The following is a 26404-nucleotide window of genomic DNA, read 5'->3' as shown; positions in this document are numbered from 1 at the left end:
CGTCATTACTTTTTAGAGCCAATACCAACTATAAAATGTCTTCAGCACATAAAAATCTAAGTATTTTTTCCACAGAAAACTTACCAAACGTAAGTGATAAAAAGTTTGCCCTTGTGGTGGCAGAGTGGAATGAGGAAGTTACTAATGCCTTGGCAGCGGGTGCTCATAAAACTCTTTTAGCCTACGGAGCAAAAGAAGAGAACGTGATAAGAGTAAACGTTCCGGGAAGCTATGAACTAACGTTTGCAGCCCAAAAGATGGCGCAAAAAGCAGAAATTGATGCAGTGATTTGTATTGGATGTGTGATTCAGGGCGAAACTAAACATAATGATTATATTAATAACGCCGTAGCCCAAGGACTTACTACAGTAAGCTTAAAATATGATAAACCTGTTATCTTTGGTGTACTTACGCCCAATACAGAACAACAGGCATTAGACCGTGCAGGAGGAATCCACGGAAATAAAGGGGATGAAGCTGCTATTACAGCAGTGAAAATGTTGGCGTTTTAGGGATTAGAGAATAAAGAAAACTTTCAATTGTCAGAAAGTTTAGCACATTTTAACAACAAAATTATGCTACAAGCCATCGAATTTCCGACCGTTCTTACGGATAATCAACACATTGATATTCCGAGTAATCTTCGTTCTCAACTCAAAGCAAATCAATCTGTTAGGGTGATTGTTTTGGTAACCAGCGATGTTGAAGAAACTCCTAAGAAAAAACGACAATTAGGTACTTTAGCAGGGAAAATTTCAATTCCTGATGATTTTGATGAGCCTTTAGAAGACTTAAATGAATATATGTATTGATATGAAAAAATATCTTATTGATACCCACATTCTTATTTGGGCCTTACAGAATAACCCTAAACTCTCTATTAAACTGAAACAGATACTAGAGGATGATAATAATGCTATTTGGGTCAGTCAAGTAAGCTTATTTGAAATTGCCATAAAACAGAAGCTAGGGAAAATTCCAGATATGAAAATGTCAATCGAAGAATTAATCAAAGAGTTAATCTTAGTCGATTTTCAAATTTTACCTATTAAAAACGAATATATCAACGCTTACAATACTATACAATTAGTAGAAAACCACAGAGACCCTTTTGATAGATTACTTATAGCAACGGCTTTTCAAGAGGACATCTCATTAATCTCAGCCGACGAGAAATTTAAAAACTATCAATCTCAAATACAAATCATTGATAATCAATAATTAAAGAAGAAAAAATGCAAGTCTGGAAATTTGGGGGAACTTCCGTTGGGAAGCCCGAGCGAATGCACTCAATTAAAAATTTGATTACTGAAGACGGTAATCGTAAAATTGTCGTTTTGTCTGCCCTTTCAGGTACTACAAACGCTTTAATTTCTATCGGAGAATCTTTGAAGGCGAATAATGATGATGAAGCTACTCAGAAAATAAACGAGTTATTTGCGCATTACGAAGTCTTTATTAAAGAGCTCTATAGTACAGAAGCGGGTTATGCTGAAGGTAAGGCAATTATTGAAAAAGAATTTTCGTTTATCCGTTCTTTAGAAAGTATCAAGCCATTTTCAATAAAACAAGAAAAGGAAATTGTAGCTGAAGGTGAATTGCTTTCTACCCAAATGTTCGAAGCATATTTACGTGAACAAGGTATTAGTGCGGCTTTATTACCAGCGTTAGACTTTATGCTCATTGATGCAGACAACGAACCTGTATTGAAGTTTACTGAAGAAAAATTAGGGGCTATTCTCTCACAATTGACAGACAAGCAAATCTTTATTACCCAAGGGTTTATTTGCAGAAATCCACGTGGAGAAGTAGATAACTTAAAAAGAGGTGGTTCAGACTATACAGCATCATTAATCGGTGGCGCCATTGTAGCGGAGGAAGTACAAATCTGGACAGATATTGATGGAATGCACAATAATGACCCACGTATCGTAAAGAAAACCTTCCCTATTCGTGAATTGACCTTTGAAGAAGCAGCCGAATTAGCCTATTTTGGAGCAAAAATTTTGCACCCAAGTACGATTACGCCAGCTAAAATGAAAGGTGTTCCTGTACGTTTAAAAAATACGATGGAACCAGCAGCTTTTGGTACTTTGATTGCTGACAAAACATCTGACCGTGAAATTAAAGCTATTGCTGCCAAGGATAATTTAACAGCTATTTATATTCATTCAACCAGAATGTTGAATGCTTATGGTTTCTTGCGTAGAGTATTTGAGGTATTCGAAAAATACAAAACGCCTGTTGATATGATTACGACATCGGAAGTCTCGGTTTCTGTAACCATTGATAATGACGAACATTTAGAAGAAATCATGGGCGAATTACGTCAATTTGCAGATTTAGAAGAATGTGATAAAGACCAGACTATCGTTTGTATCGTTGGAAACTTCTCGGCTGACAAAGAAGGCATTGCTTTGAAAGTATTAGAAGCAATGAAAAATATTCCAATCAGAATGATTTGCTATGGTGCTTCCGAGCATAATATTACTTTGTTAATTCACGGCAAAAACAAAGCTGCTGCTTTGAATGCTTTGAATGAACGTTGTTTTTTATATGAAGATGCGATGAAAGATATTTTCTCCGCTCCTTAATTATAACGACATTGCTTAATAGCCGTGTTGTGAAACCTGTTTCCAGCACGGCTATTTTTTTTATCTTTGTGGAAATAAATTTTATATATCATGAAAGCATTATCAGTAAATATTCCTGATGGAATTTATCTTGCATTCACGAATGCTTCTGAAAAGGAGAAAGAATCGGCTATGATAGCTATTGAAAATCTCTTAAAAATAAGATTCGTAGATTCTTTAAATAAAAGCTTATTAGAAAGTTCGGATATTTTAAGACAAGAATCCTCCCAAAATGGATTAACGAATCAAATGCTTGATGAGCTTTTAAAGGAAATTGATAATGAACAACGTTCTTAAATTCGTATTTGATACAAATACACTTTTAAGTGCTGTTATTTCACCTGATGGGAAAAGTACTACTGCACAAGCATATCACAAAGCACTTCAGCATGGTGTTTTATTAGCTTCAGAAGAAACTTTTGCAGAACTTGTCGATGTACTTTTTCGTAGAAAATTTGACAAATACTTCAGTGATGAAACCCGATTTAATTTTTTAAGTAGTTTTAGAAAAGCAGCCCTTTGGATTCAAATAGATAATCCTGTATTTGATTGTAGAGATCCAAAAGACAATAAATTTTTATCCCTCGCAGTAGCTGATGATGCAACTTTAATTATAACTGGAGATGATGATTTATTAGTATTGAACCCATACAAGCATATACAGATACTTAATTCAAGACAATTTTGTAAATTAGATTTAGAAAAAACTTATGTTACAAATACAACAAATTAAAGAAAACAAAGCCACTACAATTGAGGGCTTAAAACGTAAATACTTCAAGGATGCTGAAGAAATCGTTGAGAAAGTATTAGCATTAGACGAAAAGCGTCGTGAAACACAAGTTGAATTAGATACTACCCTAGCAAAATCAAATGCTCTTGCCAAAGAAATTGGTGGATTGATGAAAGCGGGTAAGAAAGAGGAAGCTGAAACAGCCAAAGCTGAAACTAGTTCTTTGAAAGTTCGTTCTAAAGAATTGGAAGAAGTATTGAAAAATACTGAAACTGACTTATATGAAGTATTAGTTACTTTGCCCAACTTGCCACACAGCAGTGTACCAGTAGGAAAAACACCTGAGGAAAATGAAGTGGTATTGGAAAATGGAGCTATTCCTACTTTACCAGAGAATGCTCAACCTCACTGGGACTTAATCAAAAAATATGATATCATTGATTTTGAATTAGGCAATAAAATCACAGGTGCAGGCTTTCCTGTTTATAAAGGAAAAGGTGCTAGAATTCAGCGTGCTTTGATTAATTTCTTCCTAGACGAAGCCATTAATGCAGGTTATACCGAAATTCAACCTCCTATTTTGATTAATAAAGAGTCTGGTTTTGGTACTGGTCAGTTACCTGATAAAGATGGGCAAATGTATCATGCGACTGAGGATGATTTGTTCTTGATTCCTACGGCTGAGGTACCTATTACCAATATGTATCGTGATGTAATTTTACAAGAAACAGATTTACCTATCAAGAATGCAGGTTATACGCCATGTTTCCGTCGTGAAGCAGGCTCTTGGGGCGCTCATGTTCGTGGGTTGAACCGTTTACATCAGTTCGATAAAATCGAAATTGTCCGCATCGAAAAGCCTGAAAACTCATACAATGCTTTAGAAGAAATGTCATTACACGTACAAAGCATTCTTCAAAAGCTAGCGCTGCCATACAGAGTATTGCGTTTATGTGGAGGCGATATGAGCTTTACATCTGCCCTTACTTATGATATGGAGGTTTGGTCTGCAGCACAAGGTCGTTGGCTAGAAGTTAGTTCTGTATCAAACTTCGAGACATATCAAGCCAACCGTTTAAAGTTAAGAATGAAAACTGAAGGCAAATCTCAGTTATTACATACACTTAATGGCTCTGCTTTAGCTTTACCTCGTATTTTAGCAGCCATTTTGGAGAACAATCAAACTGAAACAGGTATTAAAATACCAAAAGTATTAGTGCCTTATTGTGGTTTTGAAGAGATTGCTTAATATACTTAACTAATAAAAATTGCCTTTTAGCGTCATGGTTCTTATAAATCATGACGCTGCTTTATTCTATAAAATAAGCCACTATAATATTAATCTACTTGAACCTAAAACGTATGAAAACCCTCCGTTGTATTGTTCTTGAAGATGAAGAACCTGCTCAAAACCTTATCAAAAATTATTTATCTCGAATTCCTTCTATAGAACTCCTTCAAGTTTTTGATAATGCTATTGAAGCCTCTAATTTTCTAGCTCATCAAGTCGTTGATTTGATTATTACTGATATATCAATGCCTCATTTATCTGGACTAGATTTTATCAGGATGCTTTCACCAAGTCCACACATAATTATCATGACAGCCCATGCTGATTATGCTTTAGAAAGCTATGATTTGGATGTAATTGATTACCTTAAAAAGCCAATCTCTTTTGACCGATTCCAAAAATCGATTGAAAAGGTTCAACGTCTATATAGCCTTACAGATAAAGAAGACAAGCATCCTTCTTCAGAAACGATGGTGTATGTAAAAGAAGGTAGTAAGATGATAAAAGTAAATTTTAATGATATTATTTATGTAGAGGGACTAAGAGATTATATCAAAATTATCACTGATGCAGACCGCCCAACTGTTACCCATATTACCATGAAAAAGATGGTGGAGATTCTACCTCCTCAAAGTTTTATGAGAGTACATAAATCTTATATTATCGCTACTGATAAAATCACATCAATTGATAGTAGCAATAGTTTGATAGAACTCAAAAACAATATCATGATTCCAATGGGACAAAACTATAAGGAAACACTAATGAGTAAGATTAAACCTATTAATTAATATGGAAAAAATTGCCGAGTTGTTTTTAAAAATATATCCTATTGAAGGGGTATCTGTTAAGAGAAGGATTCTATTGCATTGTGTTTTTTGGGGATTAATGCTTGCTAGTCTTTGGGGTGTGATTCTTGCCCCTACTGTTAATATCTACTATCAAATCACTACATTATTATATGTATTCATTCCTGATATTATCTTTTTCTACAGCATAACGTACATTATCCTTCCCAGTTGGAAATCTGATAGTAAACGTAAATATTTTATTACTATTATCGGGATTACCTTCCTCCTTTTTATGGTAAGTATATTTTATTATTTTAGAGTTCAATTAATCTTTAACAATAATTGGATAAACGATAAAGAAATTACAGGTAGCAATAGTTATCTAAAGAAATTTTATGAAAAAGGATTTTGGTATTTTTTTGAATCTGGTGAAATTATTGGAAGTACTCTTGAAATACTAATAACAGCTTTACCCGCTTTCTTTATAATACTCTCTCGTTCTTTGGCTAAAAACATTTCTGAAAAAAAGCAAACAGAAATAGACTATTTAAGGTCTCAAATAAATCCTCACTTTTTAACCAATACCCTTAATAACATTTACTGCCTTTCTGTCACTGAGGATAAACGTAATAGTGAAGCTATTTTATCTTTATCTAGTTTGTTAGATTATGTCCTGTACGAAGCTAATCAACCAACAATCAGTTTGGAAAAAGAAGTAAGTTTCCTCACTAATTTTATTGAGCTAGAAAAAATGAGGAATACGAAAAGACTTCAAGTAAGCTTTGAAGTAGAAGGAGAGATTCATGGAAACATTCCTCCAATGATACTTATTACTTTTGTTGAAAATGCCTTCAAGCATAGTATAGGAGACTTATTGTCAAACTGTTTTATCAAAATATTACTTAAAGTTGACAATAAGAAGCTATACTTTGAAGTAGAAAATAGCAAATCAAATTTACCTAATAGTAATCAAAGAAAAACATTTGGAGGCATTGGTTTAACTAATGTAAAAAAACGGTTAGCTACGCTGTTTGCTGATACTCATTCTCTTCAAATAAAAAATGAAGAGAACGTATATACAGTCGATTTACAATTAAAATTAATGTAGAATGTCAAGCATATTTTGTCGAAAAGTTAATATGTTTTGTCGATTACAAAATTTGCATGATTTCTTTTATGGCAAATTTGCATAAGAAATTATTTACACCATTTTATTACTAAGAAACAATACGCCTATCTTAAAAATACCTGCTAACACCTTGAAACATTTAAATAACGAAGCTTACTAAAGATAAAGTTATGTCTCAAAACGTTAGGGCTCAATTTAGTTTTTTAATTAAGTATGAGTCTATACACCTATTATTAGATTTGTGATTTTATGACTAAGAATGCCACAAAATCACAAATCTTTTTTAAAATATTTCTCTTCAATATTATGAAACCTCTACAAAATGAAAAATCCACTCAAAACAGAGTGGATTCATTCAAAACGTATATTTTATTTAAAGGTAAGCCTACACAAATTCTTTCCCTTTTTTAGTAGCATCTGCTACAAAGCTTTTAACGAATTGCTCCTGCTCTTTTTCACAAATCATTAATACATTATCATACTCGGCTACGATATAACCATCTAGTCCCTGAATGACTACCAATCTATCTTTAGGTGTTTTAATAATACTATTTTTAACATCATAAAGCATCGTTGCCCCATCAATCACATTGGCATCTTCGTCCTTATCTGATACTTCATATAATGATTTCCAAGTACCTAAATCAGACCAACCAATATTTCCTAAAACGGTAAATACATTCTCGGCTTTCTCCATGATGGCATAGTCAATCGAGATGCTCTCACAGTTCTGGTATATTTCATTGATAAATGCCGTTTCTTGCTCAGTGTAATAAATATCATTACCTGCTTCAAAAACACTATGCACAGCAGGACTATTATCTGCAAATGCCTTTTTGATAGCCTTGGCAGTCCAGATAAAAATTCCAGCATTCCAAACATAGTCGCCACTTTCAATAAAAGCTTTTGCTAGTTCTAAATTTGGTTTCTCTCTGAATGTTTTTACTTTTTTAACTTCTGTATCAGACTGACCGTACTGAATATAACCATAACCAGTATCAGGTCTGGTTGGTGTAATTCCAAGCGTTACTAATACATCTCCGCTAGCAGCAGTTTCAAGCGCAATATTTATTCTTTTTTCAAACTCGTTTTCTTTCAATATAATATGATCGGCCGGAGCAACTACAATATTAGCATCTGGGTTTTGCTTGCCAATTTTATAACAAGCATACGCCACACAAGGTGCTGTATTTCTGCGGATAGGCTCTGCTAATATTTGGCTATCCGACAAAAAAGGTAATTGTGTTTTTATTAAATCAATGTAATCAGCACTTGTTACAATATAAATATTTTCATTTGGACAAATATTTTCAAAACGGTCAGCTGTTTGCTGTAAAAGTGTTCTACCCGTACCTAAAACATCATGAAATTGTTTTGGATTGTTTGTTCTACTAAATGGCCAAAAACGAGTACCAACCCCTCCTGCCATAATTACTACATAGTTATTTTTATTCATGATTTAGTATTAATTTTTATTTTTTTAGTCGTGTGCTATGATTCTGGAATTTAAAGATATGTATAGTTTTGAAAAAAAAGAAATTACCAAGGAAAGCTTCATAATTTAACAACAAAAACTATTTTAAATACTAAAAAATCTAATTTAACTACCTCATACATAAATAGTGTTAGTCGATAAATTCCTTACTTTGATAATTTCTAGTGAATGTGTGATTTACTAAAATTAAACTATTATCTTGATTGCAGAATGGATTACATCTAATATTTTATGCTTTTGTTTATTCATATTAGACAATTTTAAGAAAAAATGTAAAAAATTTACTCTGCTTGCATAATAAAATCCAAAATTTTCTTTCTATTTGTATAATAATTCAAAACATCACGGAGAAGATACTATTTCAATTTTTATTCACTAACAAAGAAACGTATGAAAAATTATTTTACGACAATCAGGCTTGGGTTAGTCACCTCACTATTGTTTTTGACCTCAATGCTATTTGCCCAAACAAAAATCTCGGGTAAGATAAGCGATGGTTCTACAAAAGAACCGTTGATTGGTGTAAGTATTTCAGTAAAAGGAAGAGTGATAGGAACAATATCGGATACTAAGGGTTCATTTTCCCTTACAACAAGTACGCCCACTCCCTTTACTGTAATTGTATCAAGCGTTGGTTATAATACACAGGAGTTTATTGTGGATGGTAGTAAAAGTAATTATGATATAACATTATCAGAACAAGTTATCATGGGGCAAGAAGTGGTAGTAGCAGCTTCTCGTGTTGAAGAAAGTGTAATGAAATCACCAGTCACAGTAGAGAAAATGGATCTTCGTGCCATTCAAAACACTCCTTCAGCATCTTTCTATGACGGTTTAGCTAATTTAAAAGGAGTTGATATGGCAACCCAAGGTTTGCTGTTCAAATCTATTAATATGCGTGGATTTGGCTCTACTGGTAACCCTCGTGTTGTACAAATGATTGATGGTATGGACAACTCTGCTCCTGGTCTAAATTTTGCGGTTGATAATATCATTGGTATGCCAGAGCTAGATGTTGAAAGTGTTGAATTATTGCCTGGAGCAGCTTCTGCATTATATGGACCAAATGCCATCAACGGTCTGATTTTAATGAATAGTAAAAGTCCATTTTTATATCAAGGTTTGAGTGCTTCTACTAAATTTGGATTAATGTCGGCAGATAATCGTTCAACTGTAACTACTCCATTTACAGATTTAAGTATCCGCTATGCAAAAGCATTCAATAATAAGATTGCATTCAAATTAAACTTCTCTCATATTCAAGCAAAAGATTGGCAAGCAACGAATTTTACCAACTTAAACTTAGGAGGAAATAACGACCCATCAAGAGGGCTTGGCACTAAAACTGACTATGATGGAATGAACGTTTATGGAGACGAAATCCAAGCAAATTTACAGACCCTGAATGCAGCATTGCCTAATGTAAATGTAAGTAGAACTGGATATAGAGAAATAGACTTGGTTGACCATAATACTAAATCCTTAAAATTTAATGCTGCCCTACATTATCGTTTAACTGAAAAGGTAGAAGCAATAGCACAAGTTAATTATGGAGAAGGTACAACCTTATACACAGGTACAGGACGATATTCTTTGCGTGATTTTAATATTACACAGGCAAAATTAGAATTAAGAGGTAATAACTTTACATTAAAGGCTTATACCACTCAAGAACGTTCTGGAAGCTCCTATACAGCAGGTTTAGCAGCTATCGGAATGCTAACAGAGATAAAATCAAACAATACTTGGTATTCTGAATATGCAGGTGCATATATGACTGCAAAAACAGCAGGTGGAACAGATGAAAACGCTCACCTATCTGCTCGTCAATATGCAGACCGCAATATGCCTCAGCCTGGTACTGCAGCTTTTAATACTTTATTAGACAAATATCGTAATACCTCTATTACTAGTGGTGGTGGAGCTTTTGCAGATAAAAGCAATTTATATCATGCAGAAGGTTTGTACAATTTCAAAGATCAAATCAAATTTGCGGAGGTAACAGTTGGTGCAAATTATCGTTTGTATGAGCTTCGTTCAGAAGGTACACTATTCTCTGATTTAAAAGATGGTCGTACTGGAACAATTACTATTAACGAATATGGTGCATTTGCTCAAGTTTCTAAAACACTTTTTGCTGAACATTTAAAATTAACAGGTTCACTTCGTTATGATAAAAACCAAAATTTTGATGGACAATATACACCTCGTTTTTCGGCGGTTTATTCACCTTCTCAAGAGCATAATGTTCGTTTATCTTATCAAACAGGTTTTAGAATTCCAACAACACAGAATCAGTATATCGACCTTCAAACGCCAGCTGGTACATTGATTGGTGGTCTATCTGAGTTTGATTCACGTTATAAATTAGCAACAGGTGTAACAAGAGAAGTTCTTACTGATTTTGCGGCTAATCCATCGAAATATATTACTCCAACAGTATTAGCAAATGCCCAAACCTATGCTACTGCTGCCGTGACAGCTCAATTACCTACCATTCAAAATGCAGTAATCGCTGGTGTTCAGGCACAAGTGACTGCCGCTGTAACTGCTCAAGTTCAAGCGGCAGTAGCGGCAGGGCAAATTCCTCCTGCTAACGCAGCAGCAGCCATTCAAGCTGGAGTTCAACAACAAATGGCATCTGCTTCGGTACAAACATTGATTCAAAATACAGTACAGTCTACAGTGGTTCAGAAAGTAACAGAGGTTACTAAACAAGTAGCTCCTGCTTATGCTTTGGCTTCTTTACCGAAATATAAAGCAAGACCATTAGTACCTGAAAAAATACAATCTTATGAAATAGGTTACAAAGGACTTATTAACAAAACGCTTTTTGTTGACGCTTCATATTATTATAGTGTTTATAAAAACTTTATTGGTGGTAATACAATTTTAGTCCCAACTGCTGCTGCAGGTCCAGGTTTACCAATAGAATCGGGTTTGGGAAGTGGTAGTACACGAGCTGGTTATTCACGTCCTGCTAATTCAGATGAAGATATTACTATCTCAGGTTGGTCTTTGGGCTTAAGCTATTTACTAGATAAAGGTTATACTGTCGGTGGGAGCATAAGTAACAATCAAATGAATAATTTTACTGCAAGTACTGAAGTACCTTATGCTGGATTTAATTCGCCTAAATACAGCTATAAAGTAAACTTTGGCAAGAGAATCACGAGTGGTAACAAATGGGGCTTCAACTTAGCCTATCGTTATCAAGATGCGTTTACGTGGGAGTCTAGCTTCCCTACTCCAACTACAACTAATGTGCCTCTTTTTTCTAATACTACTGTTCCTGCTATCAACAACTTTGATGCTCAGTTTAGCTATAAACTAAATAGTATTAAATCAATTGTAAAACTTGGAGGAACAAATCTTGGAGGAAAGCCATACATGCAAGCTTATGGAAGTGCATATGTTGGCTCTATGTATTATGTATCATTAACTTTTGACGAACTATTGAATAAATAAGCCAATCATTAGAAATAGATATTAACTGAGTTTATTATCAATAAAAAGAACCCTGAAAATTACCAGTTTTGGTTTTCTCAGGGTTCTTTTCTTTTTTACTCCTATAGTCACCAAGTCTTAAAGTCTTGAAACCTACTTTAATGGAGATTCCATTAACTTCATTTCTTGCTTTAAGTATTCTTCAAAACCATCTTTATTTTTAAAAAACTCTTCGCTTTTTTCCCATCCCGCATAAAATCTGAATGATGTTTTTCCATTGACTAATTTCAAATTGGCAGTATAAGTATTTAATATGCCTGTACCAGTATTAGATGTTTGTCCGAAGGACACCAGACTACTTTTAGGAACTAGAATCGCCATGCCTAAATTATCGTGGTTCTCACTTTGTTGGTCATACGTATAAAGCCCTGAAATTTTATTTGAAGCGATTTCATACGAATTTTTGCTATGCAAATTCACAATGCCAGTTGTTAAAACGGCACCTTTCGGCGCATTTTTTAAAGACACTGAGCTTTCATAAAAATACTGTCCACCCCAAATACTTATTACTTCTTCTACTTGCACAGGAGCTAAGTGCTTCGCTACTTTCCAGTTTTTATACTTCAATTTAAAGACTGCTCTAAGTGGTCCATTACTAATTTTTACATATTGTACCTCCTCAAAATTATTGTCTCCTAATCTTACTAAAGTATCTTTTCCAATAGCATTTTTGAAGTTCAAAGCTAAAGACCCTGCACCCAACGATTTTCCAACTTTTAATACATCCATTCCCCAATCGGCTTGTTTGTGGTAATTGTTAGCGGTATCTAGTCCTACTTCGTTCAGTACCATTTGCGTGGTGGTTTTACCCCAAATATCTTTGGCATTACGGGTATCAAAATAAACCCTAAAGCCGACTTTATCATTTTCCCAAGCAGGCCCTTCTGTAAGGAATGGAGGCAATGGCTGTTTTGAAAAGTCTGTAGCAGGTTGAGTGCCCTTTACAGCGTCTTTGTCCAATATATCTCCAAAGGTATCATCAGCATTTTTCCGACGATGACGTACATTGGCTCTTACCAAAGCTTTTATCGTAGCTGGTCTGTCAGATATTGAAATCTTAAAGCTTTTGGTTTGATTGGCTGCAAAAGACTGCAATAATACTATTTCATCCCATTTGCCGTCACCATTCATGTCGTCATATTGAGCCAAAATAGGTTGTTTGTTTTCATTAGCAAAAACTACATATTTGGATGCGGGTACTTTACCAAGTTTTGCCTCTAAGAAAGCTCTTTTCAATACAATCAATTCATTCTTTTTCTCGATAGCTAGTTCATTCTTAAAAGTAACTATGCTACTTTTTTGAGCATAACAGAGTGATGACAAACTTAATAGGCTGACATTAATAATTGTTTTTAGTTTGATGGATGTACTTTGTTTCATATTTGAATAGTTATATTAAAATTATTTTGCCCTGGTGAAATAGTTATTCATGAAAAGCAACTGATACTGAATAGCATTATACCAATATGGCCAATTATGACCGCCCGGTCTGGTAAGGTAATCGTGTGGAATATTTCTGTATAACAATTGCTCATGAAGTTTTTCATTTACTTTATAGAAAAAATCTTCTGTGCCACAGTCAATAATCAATGCCAAAGAATTGGGTGTTAGCAAATGTAATAGATTAATGACAGTGTTCTTCTCCCAACGTTCTGGCTGTTCAGAATATTTCCCAAGACGTTTTGTCATTTCCCAATTATTCGGGAATGGGCGAGTGTCAACGCCTCCGCTCATGCTTCCAGCCGTACCAAAAACGTCTTGATGTTTTAAAGCAAGGTATAATGCACCATGTCCACCCATACTCAAGCCTGTTATTCCTCTTGCTTTGCGGTCTTTGATGGTTTTGTAGTTCTCATCTACCCACTTTACCAATTCGGTTGACACATAGGTTTCATATTGATAGCTTGGGTCAATAGGGCTATCCCAATACCAGCTTGAAAAACCTCCATCTGGACAAACAATAATCATATTATGCTGGTCAACGGCTTTTTCAAAACCTTTTGCTTTGGTAAGCCATCCTGAATAGTTATCGCCATACCCGTGCAAAAGATATACAACAGGAAGGGCTTTTTGACTTTTATAATTATCTGGCACAATCACTACAGCTTTGATATTCTTTTGCATCGCAGCACTGTAGGTAACTACAGTATCAACAATAGCGGCACGACAAACAAGGCTGAAAAGGAGGAGGAAAGTCAGTAATGAATTTTGTAGGATTCTCATTTTGTTAAATTGTTTAAAATATATTTGATTAACAAAAGTGAAAAAAACATATTGATTTTACAGTATTTCCCTCAAAATAATAGCTAATTTTCAATAAATATAGCTACAAGAGGTTTTACTCTGTGTCTTTCTTCAAAGCCTTTTTGGGTAATTTAGCTTTTATCAAATCATACGATTCTTTGAGATACATCATCCATTCTTTATCAGTCAATATATCAAAACTAGTTATTTGCACCCATTTGAATTTAGCTCCTCCATAAGGAGCAGGAATGATACCTTCTCTATCGCAAAGCTCTTCAAATAGCTCATCAGCTACTTTAAAATTGGCTTTATCAAGATTCTTGATATTAGACGAGCAAAAAACTTTACCCACAACCATAAAACAGAGTTGGTCTCCGTATTTTATGCCCTCAGAAGTATCTTCAAAAGACAAACAGATTTCTCTAATTCTTTCTATGTTCATGGGTTGGTTTTTAGTTGCCTAGCTTAATTTTTAATTCCCCATTGACATAATCAACAACACTATTTTGATTGTTGATAGATACGCTTTGTGGCTTTTTATCTAGGCTAAAGGTAGCATTAATTATTGACTGACCGCTAACGTTTATATTAAACGTATTAGTTTGATTTTTGGCTATAAAAAATAATTTTGAGAGTGAGCTATACAATGTTTTGTTTTCTTTCCTTAAAAAACTTCCGTAACCGATAAAGTAATCACTTACTTCGTTAGGCTTATTTTCTGGATATGAAATACTCGTCAGGTAGGCATCTGTGGTATAACCATTAAAGGTTTTAATACTATTCAGGTGCATCAATCTTCCATCGGCCTGTAGGTTTAAATACACGTCCGTTACTTTTCCATTTTGTTTGATTCTTACACCTATCATTTCCTCTCCTTTCAAACGTTCGATTTCTGGAATATTTTTATCATTGACAGAATCCTTTAAAATAATAGCAGTTATAAATTTTGTTTGTCGCATAGGTTCTGGCGAAGCAATTGCATAATATTTTTCTTGTTCTTTTACATTGTCTTCTTTAGGAGCAAGTACTTCCGACAAAATCATTTTTTCTGGGAAATCATGATTAAAGCCTGTTTCAACCAATGTTTCAGGGAATAATGGACGCACTAACACAGACGCTTTCTTATTCACAATACTAATGTCGCCACGTTCTTTTTTAGATTCTCCTTCTGGATGCAAAAGCCATTCAAATTTTCCTGCTTCATAGGCTTTTACATCATCGATGATTAAAATGACCTTACCTATCCACAGAAAATGACGAAAGTTTCTAGCATAAATGCTTGACGTTGGGCCTGTACCATTCGCCATCACATATTTAATATCACCTGCATCAAGCAATTCACTCATTTCCCCTCGCAATGGCGAACCGCCATATTGTTGTTCCTTAGGTTGATATTTTCCATTAAAAGTAAGTACATTATGAGCAGGACTTTGGAAAAAATATTCTGGATATTCCTTTGTGCCATAACTGCTATTTCCAGCATCTTTAATCACAGCTTCGCCTTTATGGAATAGTATAAATGAATTAGCATCAGCGTGTGAATGGTTCCAAGTATGCCCCGATTTTATGCCTAACATCGTAGCATTTTTCTCCCAAGAAGTCCGCATGGTAGTCCAATCCATATCTTCAAAAATCTCAGAAGTTGGTAAATTTGGTAATTTAGGTGCTTTTGCCATATCGGGATGATATAGAATGCCCAAAGGAGCATTTTTAAACAAACCTTCGCGATGTTGAAAATTTTCGATTTGATTCAAATACCACAATGCATTAGGATTCTGATAGCCTAATGCCAATAATAATTTCACAGGACGTTCGCCTACAATATTTTTATGACTATCCCCAAAATTCAATGAGTACAACATTCCATCACGTGGATAACCAACGTGCATAAAAAAGTTTGGAATGTTTTTCAACAATGATATTTCTGGTTGCTTTACTTTTGGAAGTACATTTTGATGAGCCAAACGAAAGAATAAGTATTCAGATATGCCAAATGCAGCATAATTTACACTCTCATACATCCCTCCTTTAGCATCCCATGTTTTAGGTTTTGCTTGCAATTGGTCTCCTGCAAAACCAAACCATTCTTTGGAGGCTTGATTCATCTCCTCAATCCAAGCATTTACTTCTGGGGCATCATCTTTAATAGCTAATGAAGCCACACCTGCCATATATACACAGGCTGTCCACCAGTTGTGCCCCATAGAGTTCAAACTATGGATACGACTTTCAGGTAAAAGCCACTCGTTGACGGCTGGGCGAATCCCCATTCGCATTACACCATCAACGATTGTCTTCCGTTCTTCCTTCGTTAGTTCGTTATAAACACCTTCTAAACCCATTGCTACATTCCAACAGTTTTCAGCCGTCTTTAAATCAGAAGACCAAGCTGGTTGACGCTTCAACATTTCTGGGTTCGACCAAGTCGTGCGTGTACACAAATCCAACAAAAGAGCTTTTGTTTTATCTGCATATTTTTTTTCGCCTGTTACCAAATAGGCTAACGATAAGTAATCAATTTTACCATAGTCCTTTTTTGTCAACAATACATTTGCCTCTGAAAGTATATCCTTCCAATTATTCTTGAATTCTTCTTCCGTCGCTATCCTTTGCTTCAATAAATCAACCCTGTCTTTGGTGAAGTACAGGTTCTGATGTTTTTGGGCAAAGGTCGTTACTGAAAAATAACAAAAAATGGTAATGAGGAAGAATAGCTGTTTTACTTTCATTGGTTTGATGGTAATAAATTGTTTGGATGTTTATTTTTCAACCCTAAACCAATCAAAATCGGCATAGCCTGAATCGTTAATGGTTGTTTCTCTGGTAATAAAAAGACCCATTTTAGCCCCTACCCAACGTCCTGTTTCAGCTTGGAAGGCTTCTCCTACTTCTTTAAATGTTGTGCCGTCAGTACTATAACTAAAGGTGCAAAGTCCGCCATCAGCCACTTTCAATCTTAAATAGATTGCTTGACTAGCATCTATTTTGGCAATCGTATTTTCTTTTTCTGGCTTTAAATTGTCGGCATCTTTACCTATAGTATGTACCAAATACACACCATCTTTTTTTGATTTCAAGGCAATGTTTGCATAGCTATAACCCATTACCGTTAAACCTACTTTTTCGTTCTCAATACGCTCATTAGGCTTAAATACCAATTTCGTTGTGGCTGTAAAAACTGGTGCGGGAAACTTTTGTAACAATACATTCGGTGACCACCAAAGATTTTTATCGGCATCAATCTTATCAGAGAACAATCGCATTACTCCTTTGGATGGATTCATAAACGACCACGTAGCTTTAGGATTAGCATTCCATTGCCATTGTTTTCCAAGGTATAAATCATTGAATTCGTCTGATTCTTGTGGTGTTTCAATCGGGAATATGCCTGTTACTTTAGGCTTCTTGTAAGTTATCACTGGTTCGCCTTTTCCATCGCCGTCAGGGTCAATCCCTATTACTGGCCAATCGTTCACCCATTTCATTGGTTGCAAATGCGTAATTCTACCATACATGGTTTTCTCTTGAAAGTGAATAAACCAATCTTCCCCTGCTGTTGTATTTATCCAAGCACCTTGATGTGGTCCATTAACAGTACTTTTACCTTGGTCTAATACTACTTTACGTTCATAAGGACCATAAATATTTTTTGAACGCAAAGCCAATTGCCAGCCCGTAGCCACACCGCCTGCTGGTGCAAAAATGTAGTAATAACCATTACGTTTGTACATCTTAGGGCCTTCTAAGGTTGGGTCTAAATCATGTCCGTCAAAAACGAGTTTGCCGTCGTCCAATACTTTTGTTCCGTCATCACTTAGTGTTTTTAATACGATAATACTCTTGATTCCTGCTCTGCTTCCTGCATAGCCATGTACTAAGTAAGCTTTACCATTATCATCCCAAAACGGACAAGGGTCAATTAATCCTTTGCCTGCTTCAACCATAATAGGGTCTGACCATGGTCCTGCTGGATTTTTAGATTTTATTACATAAATCCCAAAGTCAGGATCTGGATAATAAATCATGAATTCGCCTTTATGATAACGAATGGCTGGAGCCCAAACACCTTTACCATGTTGTGGCGTAGCAAATACATCAAAAGGAGGTTGTTTGATTAAAGCATTGGTCAATATTTTCCAATTCACTAAATCTTTAGAATGTAGAATCGGTAGCCCAGGGATGTTTTCAAAAGAGGAGGCTACTAAATAATAATCTGCTCCCACCCTCACAACATCTGGGTCTGAATAATCAGCATGAATAATTGGATTGGTGTAAGTTCCATCTCCATTATCAGCTACCCAAACTTTTGATTTGTACTGCGACATTCCATCGTTAGCAAGCAACATGGCTCCCAACAAGCAGAACGCTTTAATAATTGTCTTTTTCATTTTTCTGAAATTTTACCTTTGACTTTAGTTTTTTTAGATGGTAGCGTATGCTTAATTTCATTTCTTAATAAGTAAGCCAACACTGGACTTGCATAAAAAGAGCTAAAATTATTCTTACCCATTTTTCCATCCACTATGTGTGTTAATAGAAAGCCAAATATTCCATTTTTATAATCAATCCAAGGGTAAGCTCCTGCCCAACTTGGGCTACTGATTAGCGTTGGATTTCCTTTTTTATCAATTTCTTCTCTCCATAAACCCAAGCCATAAATGCTTTTATTTTTGGCCGCACGTACTTTTTGAGGGAACTCTGGCATTTTCACAAAAGCATCACCAATTTGGTCTGCTTGCATTTCAGCAATGGCTTTTTCGGATAAAATTCTTTTGCCTTTGTAAACGCCTTTATTTAAAAACATCTGCAAAAAATGAGCATAGTCGTTTACCGTTGAAACGGCTCCTCCACCCAACATGGGGCTATGCCCTCCTCCTACTGAATCTACGGGACTAAAGTGTGTATGCCACATTCGTAAAGGACGAGCAATCTTTTCTTGAAATATTGTCTCCCAAGATTTTCCCGTTGCAATCTCGGCCATTCTACCTGCTACTTGCATGGCTAAACCACCATATTTGAATTGGCGTTTTATTGAAGCATCAGAGGAAGTTTCAATAGGCAATGGTAAAATATGTTTAATAGATTCCTCTAAAGTCTGGTAGTCATCCCGATGCTTGCCTTTAGGTTGATAATCGGGATAATTGGCAGTATGTGAAAACAATTGACGAAGCGTTGCTTGTCCTTTGGCATCGGTAAATTCGGGTAGCCATTTTACGACTTTATCGTCCCAAGATAATTTTCCTTCGTCTACCAACACTGCAATCGTAGCAGAAGCCAACCATTTACCTGCCGAAGCAATATAAGTACTGGTTTCGGGTTGATAATTCCCGAATGATTTTTGATAAAGGATTTTTTGACGATTCCCAATAATCAAATTCGCCCCATGATAGTATCCACTATCTACCCAAGTTTGTACTTGATGGTCGATTAAAGGAAAATCCTGTGAAAAAGCTTCAGTTTTTCCTAAAAATATCAAGCATATTATCAACAAAAAATGAAGCTTATTTTGTATCGTTTTCATTCTTGTTACAGAAATTATAAATATAAAGTCTGGTATTTTTGTATTATATAATATCTTACTTTCATCAAAAACATTTCCTTTCCTAAGACCTTACTTTTCTTGCCTTGATGCAAGAAAAGTAACCGCGCGGCGGACCGCAAAAGAAAATCAAGAAATTCCGAAACTCGCTTCGCTCAAACAGCGGAATTTCAGAAATGCTGACGCCAGAATAATATAAGACATTCCATATCCAGTATTTTAACTTTTCTCATTATTTTACCTTATACATTTTAAAGGCAAACAAAAAGATAATGGCATAGCATATAATTGGTAAATAATAAGCATGAGCCACATTTTGGTTAGCCACTAAACCCATCAATAACGGAAAGAAAGCACCGCCTACAACACCCATCGAAATAAAGGAAGAGGCTTGTTGCGTATGTTTTCCTAAACTTTTCAGCCCTAAACTAAAAATGGTTGGGAACATGATGCTAAAGAAGAAGTTGATAAACATCAGGGCAATATATGAAGTCCAGCCCCAAGCCTGAGCAACAATCAAACAAGAAATAATACTGCCTAAAGCAAAGAAAGACAACAGTATATTAGGCTGAATAAATTTCATTAAATAAGTACCTACAAAACGACCTAAGGCCATCATTGCCATAAAAATAATCATGTAATTACCAGCAGTTGCATCAGTAAAGCCCATTACTTCGTGACCATAGTTGATAAAATAAGACCAAGTACCAGCCTGAGCAGCCACATTAAAAAATTGCGCAATTACTGCCCATACAAAATGACGATTTTGCCATAAAGTTTTTTCGGTGGTATTGAATGATGGATTTTGAACATCGTTTTCAAGAATCTCGTGAGCATCCGTAAAGGCAGGGACTTTCACAAAAGCAAAGGATATAGCAATACAAGCAATGACAGAACCAATGGCTGTATAAAGGGTTTTAACAGAACTCAAATCATTAGAATGTTCAACACTGCCACTCAATAAAAAGTAGGACCCAATAGCAGGACCAATGATAGTACCCACGGCATTAAACGACTGAGAAAAGTTGATTCGCTGGTCGCTAGTTTGTTGGTTTCCTAAGGATGCTACAAAAGGGTGAGCAACGGTTTCGAGCGTAGCCATACCGCAACCTAAGACAAATAACGCCAAACGAAACATCGTAAACGACGTAGCATTGGCCGCAGGAACAAACAAAAATGTACCTATTGCGAAAAGTGACAAGCCAAACAATACACCGTTTTTATACCCGAATTTTTTCATAAATATTCCTGCAGGAATACTCATCACGGCATACGCACCAAAAACCGAAAGCTGAATAAGTCCCGATTGAGATTTAGAAACATTCAAAACGTTCTGAAAATGTTTATTCAATACATCGCTCATCGAATGGGCTATTCCCCAAAGCATAAAAAGGGAGGTAACGAAAATGAAAGTAACTAGGTATTGCTTTTCGGTTAGTTTTATCTTTTGAGTCATTATTGAAATTTATTTTAATTGTTTTTTCCATAGACCAACCGCACCCATCAAGGCCGCTTGTTCGTTCAGAGAAGATTTAATAAGTTGTATTTTATGAGTATTCTCTGATAACATTTTTTCTACTGCTGGAAAAAACAAAGGAGAAGCTCCTGCAATATTTCCACCTACTATAATTAATTCTGGGTGGAAAATCTTGGTAAAATCATCGATAAACAGGCATACATTTTTGGCAAATTCTGTAAATACTTCTTGCGAGGCTTCGTCATTTTCAATACTTTCTACTAATTGCTTGGCTCCATCAACAGTTTTACCTGTCAACTCATGGTAGCGTTTTACAAACCAACGGGTAGAGATATAGTCTTCGGCAACGCCTTCTAGTAATTGATGATTTATTCCCATGGCCATATCTTTGGCATCTCCCTCATGATAGATTGATGTACCCAAGCCCGTTCCCATGGTGATACCAATGGCTTTTTCATATTGCTGACCTGCTCCAAAAAGCATTTCTCCTTCCAAAAATGCCTCTGAGTCGTTTCTAAAGCTAATATTCTTAATGGGTATTGATAGTCGTTCTGAAAGCTCATTCCTGATATTTAAGCCATATAAACTCTCGTACTTATTCACATTCTTCATCAAGCATATTCCATTTTCATAATCAAACGGACCGGGCATAGCTATACCTAAGTAATAGTTTGCTCTTTGATTGCTTGTTTGGACAATAGCATTTGCCCAAGCCGTTAAAATTTCTTCTGACGAAGCATGAGGATTTAACTTGCTTCTTATAATAGAGGAGGTAATAATTTCTCCATCCTCAATATTTACTTGTGCCGCTGTGATGTGCGAGCCTCCGATGTCAACTCCGATGTACATACGTTTAAAGATTCTTATGAAAACAGTTAAGATTTGTGCTAGCTACAAATCCTAAAAGTATTTTTAGAAAGGTTTTATAATAATGCTATTAATGTATTTAAGTAGTGATTACTTAATAGATGGCTAATTGATTAACTATTTTAGTGGTGTAAGCCAAATGGCTTGTCCACCAGAGGGTAAAAGTTTGGCATCCAACACTGTCGTACTGTCTACAGTTATACGTTGGATACCAACTTTTGTAGTACTGGTTAAGGTACTGTCATCAGCATAAATATTGGCGGTATATTTAATTCCTTTGGGTAAAAAATCTAATTTTATTTTTAGCATTCTTCCTTCATTACTTGTTAACGTACCCACAAACCAATCTTTTCCGTTTCTTCTGGCAGTGGTGATATATTTTGATATTTCTCCTTGAATTACTCTTGTTTCATCCCAAGTAGTTGGAATTTTATTCCAAAATTCTAATTCTGGTTCATCATTACTAGCTTTTGGTTGGTCGTACCAAAACAAGGTTTGCAAAGGGCTATAATATACCGCTGCCATTGCCAATTGATGCGCGTGAGTAGTTTTGATGCGTTTATCAAAATAACAAATGGTATAGTCTGCTGCACCGCCAATATATCTTGTAAAAGGCAATGTTACGTTGTGTGTAGCATCTGGCATTTCTTCATTACCTCTTACTCCTTCGGCTGTCATTAGGTTTGGATAAGTACGCATTTCTCCTGTCGGACGCCAGTCGTCATGAACGTTCACCATCAACTGATTATCTGCACATTTCTTAATGGCCTCTTCTACCCAAGTAGTCCAACGATGGCTACCAGTTTGTACAAAGCCAAATTTCACCCCTTTTATTCCCCATTTTTTATACAATGGAAAAATCTCATCTGCTTGTTTATACAGTGACTGTAGATTTACATACAACCAAATTCCTACACCGCGCTCTTTGCCATAAGCCACTATTTCGGCCATATCCATTTTTGCTTTTACTTGCGTAGCATCGGTGTCCCAAGTAAGGGCGGGGCCATACCATTTCCAGTCGAACAATACATATTGTAAGTTCCTTTTTACGGCAAAATCAATAGCGGCTTTCGCACCTTCGGTGGTAAGGGTCATTTCTCTGATGATTTTCCCCGGCTTAATCCAATCCGTATTCGCTATTTTATTAGGCGTATTCAAATTCAGGATGATATCATTATTCTCAATCAGTTTGCCTTCGCTTTCAGCTATCATGATTACTCGCCAAGGCGTACCGAAATAAGTAATACCATCTACACCACCATATAATGCTGTTTGAATAGTGTTCTTTTTGGTTTTACTGATAATGAATTTAGCTCTGGCATAATCTACCATTTGAGCCTCTGCCAAACAAGCCCACAGGCCATTACTCAACCGCAAAGGCATTGGTCTTTCCCCAGCATCTACCCAATTTTCAAGGGGTAATTCAGCGTATTTACCTTGTGCCCACTGTGTATAAAATGCAGTTGTTCCCGTGGGTAAGGCAAATTCTGTATTTTCAGCCGTAATTTGGTAGTAAGAGCCTTTAGGATTTTCTGGGAAATAATAACGGATGGCTACGCCTGCATCATAAGCACGTACTTGGATTTCTAAGGTATAGTCGGCATTGCTAGCTTTTTTAAAAGCAAGATTTACTGCTTGATAATGGTCTCTAATCAACGAACGCTCGCCGTATAGGGGTTTCCAAGTAGTATCTTTCTGGCTAGTTTTAATGCCTACAAATTGTAAGTCCTCACACCACTTTTCTGTTTTATCTACTTTCAGTGCCATTGCCAATTCTGAAAGGTGATTATCCAACTGAATATCTAGCTCAGATTCCAATATTACTGCTTTGCCTTTATAGCTTACCGTATAAAAAATAGCTTTCTTTCCCTTTTCATCAATCTTCTGATAAACTGTGCAAAGGATATTTCTATCGGGTGATGCAATGGTCGTTTTTGTACTATCTATCATACCTTTTTGTGCTAATAAGGTATGGGTAAAAACCAAGGTAAAAATTATCGCTAAAATCTTTTTCATTATTAATTTTAATAAAGGGTATCAATCGTTATTTCTTTTGATTCATTTTCTTGTATCGCAACAAGGCTTCGATATAATAATAATCTGCATAAATAATAGAGGCGTCTATTTCTCCTCCTATCGGTACATTTCCCATTGAATGCAATAAAAAGGCATCGTTCACAGCCCCACTTTGATAATTTGTAGTGGAAAGACTTTCAAGCATTTTCTTGGCTTTAGTATAGTATAAGGCACTTTTCTTTTTATCCTTCACCAAAGTAGAAAGCTCAAACAAGGCCGAAGCTGTCACTGCCGCCGCTGAAGCATCGCGCGTAGTATTTGGAATATCAGGTGTATTAAAATCCCAAAACGGTATTAGGCTTTCGTCAGGTAGGTTTTTTAAATACACGTCTGTTACTTTCTGAGCAAAATCTAAAAATGCAGGATTTTTCGTTTCGCGATAACACATCGTAAAACCATAAATAGCCCACGACTGTCCCCTTGCCCACATCGTATTATCGGCATAGCCTTGGTGCGTCATTCCTTTGATTTTCTTGCCTGTGAGGGTATCATACAAAACCACATGATAAGACGTAAAATCATCTCTGAAATGGTTTTTCATCGTCGTTAAGGCATGTGTTTCAGCTATTTTATAGAGATTTTTATTGCCCCCATTTTTTGATGCCCAAAACAGTAACTCTAGGTTTATCATATTATCGATGATGGTATTATGCGCACCAAATTTCTTTACTTCTCTAGGCCACGAAAGGATTGTCCCTACTTTTGGGTTGTATAAAGTGGCTAATACATTGGCAGTATTGAGTATTACTTTTTTATAAGAGGGGTTTTTAGTAAGTCTGTAACCATTGCCATAGCTACAAAAAATCTGGAAGCCTAAATCATGGTCATAGGCTACTTTTTGTGCTGATAATGGTAATAATTGTTTATCAAATCGTTCGGCTTGGGTTTTGAAAAACGACTTTTTTGTTCCTTCGTATACATACCAAAGCGAACCCGACCAAAAGCCACTACACCAATCCTGATAATCTACCAATCGCCACGTCTTACTATCTTTATTGATACTTCTCGGAATATTCAATTGTCCATCGGGCGGTAAAGTACTAATCGTTTTGTTGGCTTGTACAGCACAATAATCAATGTTTTTCTGAACATTGAACTGAGCCTTGGTAGGCAAAACCAACGAGATAAGAAGAATTGATAAAACTAGGATTGTTTTTTTCATTGATTTGTAATTAATCGTACACTGAAATTTAGGCAATACTCGATTCTTTCAGATTCGATAAGAATACTAGCATTTTACTTCTTATTGCTCAAGAAGTGTATGTTAACGAAATGCCTAAATCTGGCTTGCTTAAATGATTAAGCAAATCTAATTTAAAAAAAATATATCACAAAATATTTCTATTGTTATATTTCAAAGACTCACGATAATTCAGGATAAACAGAAAAAAAACGTATTTTGAAGGGTATCTGTTTTGAAGGCACAAAAACTCATTATTTACAGTGATTTACCACCCTTTTTAATAAGATTCTATTAAAAAGAGCTCATATAAAAACACCAAATTTATTTTTTACTTAATCCGTTAAGCAATTTCATGTTTAGACGAAGAATCTCGTAAAATAATCGAGGCGGGTAAAATGTATTCTTTTGACAAATACTTGTCGGAATTCTCCATGTGAACCAACAAAGTATTAATCAATTGCTTAGACATTTCTTGGATGGGTTGGGCAATCGCTGAAATAGAAGGTTGGTGTATTCTAAACAAATCGTTGTCATCAAATACCATAATACCGATGTCTTTCCCTATTTTTATTCTTTTTCGGTTTAGCAACTCTATCCCACTAATGGCTAGGTAGTTGGTTGCAAAGAATATGGCATCTACTGAGGGGTTATCTATTAAAAACTGCCCTATTTCTTCGGTAATATTTTCGATTTTGGCAGAAGAATAATCAAATTTCTTGATGATTGAAGGAATACGTTTTTCAAAAATAGCCTTTTCATAGCCCAATAAACGGTCTATCATTTGTGCTTGCGAAGAATCCAGCGTGATGAGGGAAATATGCTTATAATCCTGCGCTATTAGGTGTTTTACGGCTTTGTAGGCACTATCAAAATTATCCATCCCTACATAGCTAACGTCAATGTCTGTACAATTTCTATCAAAAAGCACGACAGGTAAACCATTGCTAATCAGTTGGGTAATATCGTTTTCTATCCCTTCCGTCGGCGTGATGATATAGCCATCTACGTTTCTTTCTCTAAAAGTATTGATTAGTTCTTTGGCTTTGATAGGATTGTTTTTTGTACTACTGTAGATAATTTTATAGCCGTTTTCATAAGCGATGTTCTCGATATTTCCTGCTACACTGGCAAAGAATGGATCGGCAATGTCTTCAACGATTAAGCCAATTACGTTGGTTTTACCTGTTCTTAAGCTTTTAGCGAGGTGATTGGGCTTAAAATTGTTTTCTTCAACATACGACAATACTCTTTTGGTGAGTTCTTCACTAATGCGTTTTTCTTTGGCTTTGCCATTAAGGATATAGGAAACAGTTGCAGTAGAAATTTTTAACGTTTCGGCAACAGCCTTAATAGACATCTTTTTCATCGTAACGTATAATTAAATTGATTGCTTATAAAATTGGATAAATATAAGACAAGTTAAACGATTATTTTGATTT

At 35.6% G+C, this 26404-nt stretch carries 22 protein-coding genes; 10 read left to right on the top strand and 12 right to left on the bottom strand.

All coding sequences use genetic code 11. The features are described from left to right. The first annotated feature begins 35 nt into the window (after positions 1-35). From ribH to AC07N0_RS05810, 9 genes are all read left to right on the top strand, one after another. Positions 36-512: a 6,7-dimethyl-8-ribityllumazine synthase gene (gene ribH / locus AC07N0_RS05850; RefSeq protein ID WP_494588469.1), complete on the top strand. Its 477-nt coding sequence runs from the start codon at positions 36-38 to the stop codon at positions 510-512. Between the two features lie 63 nt (positions 513-575). After that, positions 576-812: a DUF2281 domain-containing protein gene (locus tag AC07N0_RS05845; protein WP_494588468.1), complete on the top strand. Its 237-nt coding sequence runs from the start codon at positions 576-578 to the stop codon at positions 810-812. A 1-nt stretch (position 813) separates the two neighbouring features. Then, positions 814-1221: a type II toxin-antitoxin system VapC family toxin gene (locus tag AC07N0_RS05840; RefSeq protein ID WP_494588467.1), complete on the top strand. Its 408-nt coding sequence runs from the start codon at positions 814-816 to the stop codon at positions 1219-1221. A gap of 14 nt (positions 1222-1235) precedes the next feature. Continuing rightward, on the top strand, positions 1236-2594 hold the full coding sequence (locus tag AC07N0_RS05835) for an aspartate kinase (protein WP_494588466.1): 1359 nt from the start codon (positions 1236-1238) through the stop codon (positions 2592-2594). A gap of 90 nt (positions 2595-2684) precedes the next feature. Beyond that, complete coding sequence (locus AC07N0_RS05830; RefSeq protein WP_492801423.1) at positions 2685-2930, top strand: hypothetical protein; 246 nt, start codon at positions 2685-2687, stop codon at positions 2928-2930. Beyond that, the gene (locus AC07N0_RS05825) at positions 2914-3366 is read left to right on the top strand and encodes a putative toxin-antitoxin system toxin component, PIN family (protein WP_494588465.1); all 453 of its coding nucleotides are present in this window, start codon (positions 2914-2916) and stop codon (positions 3364-3366) included. Before AC07N0_RS05830 ends, AC07N0_RS05825 begins: the two co-directional genes overlap by 17 nt. After that, positions 3344-4615, top strand: a complete 1272-nt coding sequence (gene serS / locus AC07N0_RS05820; protein WP_494588464.1) for a serine--tRNA ligase — start codon at positions 3344-3346, stop codon at positions 4613-4615. The genes AC07N0_RS05825 and serS overlap by 23 nt, the downstream gene beginning before the upstream one ends. 113 nt (positions 4616-4728) lie before the next feature. Further along, a complete protein-coding gene (locus AC07N0_RS05815; protein WP_494588463.1) occupies positions 4729-5448 on the top strand; it encodes a LytR/AlgR family response regulator transcription factor in 720 nt (239 codons plus the stop codon). Between the two features lies 1 nt (position 5449). Then, positions 5450-6556 (top strand): sensor histidine kinase, encoded by a 1107-nt coding sequence (locus AC07N0_RS05810; protein ID WP_494588462.1) that lies wholly within the window; start codon positions 5450-5452, stop codon positions 6554-6556. A 406-nt stretch (positions 6557-6962) separates the two neighbouring features. Here the strand turns inward: AC07N0_RS05810 and AC07N0_RS05805 are convergent, their stop codons facing one another. Further along, positions 6963-8033, bottom strand: a complete 1071-nt coding sequence (locus tag AC07N0_RS05805; protein WP_494588461.1) for a mannose-1-phosphate guanylyltransferase — start codon at positions 8031-8033, stop codon at positions 6963-6965. A 429-nt stretch (positions 8034-8462) separates the two neighbouring features. On the opposite strand from AC07N0_RS05805, the gene AC07N0_RS05800 reads away from it, so the two are divergent. Further along, the gene (locus AC07N0_RS05800; RefSeq protein WP_492801419.1) at positions 8463-11540 is read left to right on the top strand and encodes a TonB-dependent receptor; all 3078 of its coding nucleotides are present in this window, start codon (positions 8463-8465) and stop codon (positions 11538-11540) included. A gap of 132 nt (positions 11541-11672) precedes the next feature. Here the strand turns inward: AC07N0_RS05800 and AC07N0_RS05795 are convergent, their stop codons facing one another. The 11 genes from AC07N0_RS05795 to AC07N0_RS05745 form a co-directional block, all read right to left on the bottom strand. Further along, on the bottom strand, positions 11673-12959 hold the full coding sequence (locus AC07N0_RS05795; protein WP_494588460.1) for a DUF4861 domain-containing protein: 1287 nt from the start codon (positions 12957-12959) through the stop codon (positions 11673-11675). Positions 12960-12980: 21 nt separating this feature from the next. Then, on the bottom strand, positions 12981-13802 hold the full coding sequence (locus AC07N0_RS05790) for an alpha/beta hydrolase (RefSeq protein ID WP_494588459.1): 822 nt from the start codon (positions 13800-13802) through the stop codon (positions 12981-12983). A 115-nt stretch (positions 13803-13917) separates the two neighbouring features. Further along, positions 13918-14265 carry an MmcQ/YjbR family DNA-binding protein gene (locus tag AC07N0_RS05785; protein ID WP_494588458.1) on the bottom strand — a complete coding sequence of 116 codons (348 nt, stop codon included), beginning with the start codon at positions 14263-14265 and terminating at the stop codon, positions 13918-13920. 10 nt (positions 14266-14275) lie between these two features. Next, positions 14276-16552 (bottom strand): heparinase II/III domain-containing protein, encoded by a 2277-nt coding sequence (locus tag AC07N0_RS05780; protein WP_494588457.1) that lies wholly within the window; start codon positions 16550-16552, stop codon positions 14276-14278. 30 nt (positions 16553-16582) lie between these two features. Next, on the bottom strand, positions 16583-18169 hold the full coding sequence (locus tag AC07N0_RS05775) for a glycoside hydrolase family 43 protein (RefSeq protein ID WP_494589089.1): 1587 nt from the start codon (positions 18167-18169) through the stop codon (positions 16583-16585). Between the two features lie 38 nt (positions 18170-18207). Next, complete coding sequence (locus AC07N0_RS05770; protein ID WP_494588456.1) at positions 18208-19344, bottom strand: serine hydrolase domain-containing protein; 1137 nt, start codon at positions 19342-19344, stop codon at positions 18208-18210. A gap of 250 nt (positions 19345-19594) precedes the next feature. Continuing rightward, positions 19595-20818, bottom strand: a complete 1224-nt coding sequence (locus AC07N0_RS05765) for a sugar MFS transporter (protein ID WP_494588455.1) — start codon at positions 20816-20818, stop codon at positions 19595-19597. Between the two features lie 9 nt (positions 20819-20827). Further along, positions 20828-21688, bottom strand: coding sequence for an ROK family protein (locus AC07N0_RS05760; RefSeq protein WP_494588454.1), 861 nt, complete (start codon positions 21686-21688; stop codon positions 20828-20830). 135 nt (positions 21689-21823) lie between these two features. After that, positions 21824-23722 (bottom strand): glycoside hydrolase family 97 protein, encoded by a 1899-nt coding sequence (locus tag AC07N0_RS05755; protein ID WP_494588453.1) that lies wholly within the window; start codon positions 23720-23722, stop codon positions 21824-21826. A gap of 28 nt (positions 23723-23750) precedes the next feature. Continuing rightward, the gene (locus tag AC07N0_RS05750) at positions 23751-24944 is read right to left on the bottom strand and encodes a glycoside hydrolase family 88 protein (protein ID WP_494588452.1); all 1194 of its coding nucleotides are present in this window, start codon (positions 24942-24944) and stop codon (positions 23751-23753) included. A 361-nt stretch (positions 24945-25305) separates the two neighbouring features. Then, positions 25306-26331, bottom strand: coding sequence for a LacI family DNA-binding transcriptional regulator (locus AC07N0_RS05745; protein ID WP_494588451.1), 1026 nt, complete (start codon positions 26329-26331; stop codon positions 25306-25308). Between the last annotated feature and the right edge of the window lie 73 nt (positions 26332-26404).

Source organism: Arcicella sp. GW821-FHT09D11 (assembly GCF_059416265.1).
The sequence above is the reverse complement of the archived record's forward strand: the minus strand, read 5'-3'. Positions and strand labels throughout refer to the sequence as shown.

What these genes read in the sequence shown, in the direction of transcription:
- ribH (WP_494588469.1), top strand. Translation starts at nt 36, where the DNA reads ATGTCTTCAGCACATAAAAATCTAAGTATTTTTTCCACAGAAAACTTA.
- AC07N0_RS05845 (WP_494588468.1), top strand. Translation starts at nt 576, where the DNA reads ATGCTACAAGCCATCGAATTTCCGACCGTTCTTACGGATAATCAACAC.
- AC07N0_RS05840 (WP_494588467.1), top strand. Translation starts at nt 814, where the DNA reads ATGAAAAAATATCTTATTGATACCCACATTCTTATTTGGGCCTTACAG.
- AC07N0_RS05835 (WP_494588466.1), top strand. Translation starts at nt 1,236, where the DNA reads ATGCAAGTCTGGAAATTTGGGGGAACTTCCGTTGGGAAGCCCGAGCGA.
- AC07N0_RS05830 (WP_492801423.1), top strand. Translation starts at nt 2,685, where the DNA reads ATGAAAGCATTATCAGTAAATATTCCTGATGGAATTTATCTTGCATTC.
- AC07N0_RS05825 (WP_494588465.1), top strand. Translation starts at nt 2,914, where the DNA reads ATGAACAACGTTCTTAAATTCGTATTTGATACAAATACACTTTTAAGT.
- serS (WP_494588464.1), top strand. Translation starts at nt 3,344, where the DNA reads ATGTTACAAATACAACAAATTAAAGAAAACAAAGCCACTACAATTGAG.
- AC07N0_RS05815 (WP_494588463.1), top strand. Translation starts at nt 4,729, where the DNA reads ATGAAAACCCTCCGTTGTATTGTTCTTGAAGATGAAGAACCTGCTCAA.
- AC07N0_RS05810 (WP_494588462.1), top strand. Translation starts at nt 5,450, where the DNA reads ATGGAAAAAATTGCCGAGTTGTTTTTAAAAATATATCCTATTGAAGGG.
- AC07N0_RS05805 (WP_494588461.1), bottom strand. Translation starts at nt 8,033, where the DNA reads ATGAATAAAAATAACTATGTAGTAATTATGGCAGGAGGGGTTGGTACT.
- AC07N0_RS05800 (WP_492801419.1), top strand. Translation starts at nt 8,463, where the DNA reads ATGAAAAATTATTTTACGACAATCAGGCTTGGGTTAGTCACCTCACTA.
- AC07N0_RS05795 (WP_494588460.1), bottom strand. Translation starts at nt 12,959, where the DNA reads ATGAAACAAAGTACATCCATCAAACTAAAAACAATTATTAATGTCAGC.
- AC07N0_RS05790 (WP_494588459.1), bottom strand. Translation starts at nt 13,802, where the DNA reads ATGAGAATCCTACAAAATTCATTACTGACTTTCCTCCTCCTTTTCAGC.
- AC07N0_RS05785 (WP_494588458.1), bottom strand. Translation starts at nt 14,265, where the DNA reads ATGAACATAGAAAGAATTAGAGAAATCTGTTTGTCTTTTGAAGATACT.
- AC07N0_RS05780 (WP_494588457.1), bottom strand. Translation starts at nt 16,552, where the DNA reads ATGAAAGTAAAACAGCTATTCTTCCTCATTACCATTTTTTGTTATTTT.
- AC07N0_RS05775 (WP_494589089.1), bottom strand. Translation starts at nt 18,169, where the DNA reads ATGTTGCTTGCTAACGATGGAATGTCGCAGTACAAATCAAAAGTTTGG.
- AC07N0_RS05770 (WP_494588456.1), bottom strand. Translation starts at nt 19,344, where the DNA reads ATGAAAACGATACAAAATAAGCTTCATTTTTTGTTGATAATATGCTTG.
- AC07N0_RS05765 (WP_494588455.1), bottom strand. Translation starts at nt 20,818, where the DNA reads ATGACTCAAAAGATAAAACTAACCGAAAAGCAATACCTAGTTACTTTC.
- AC07N0_RS05760 (WP_494588454.1), bottom strand. Translation starts at nt 21,688, where the DNA reads ATGTACATCGGAGTTGACATCGGAGGCTCGCACATCACAGCGGCACAA.
- AC07N0_RS05755 (WP_494588453.1), bottom strand. Translation starts at nt 23,722, where the DNA reads ATGAAAAAGATTTTAGCGATAATTTTTACCTTGGTTTTTACCCATACC.
- AC07N0_RS05750 (WP_494588452.1), bottom strand. Translation starts at nt 24,944, where the DNA reads ATGAAAAAAACAATCCTAGTTTTATCAATTCTTCTTATCTCGTTGGTT.
- AC07N0_RS05745 (WP_494588451.1), bottom strand. Translation starts at nt 26,331, where the DNA reads ATGAAAAAGATGTCTATTAAGGCTGTTGCCGAAACGTTAAAAATTTCT.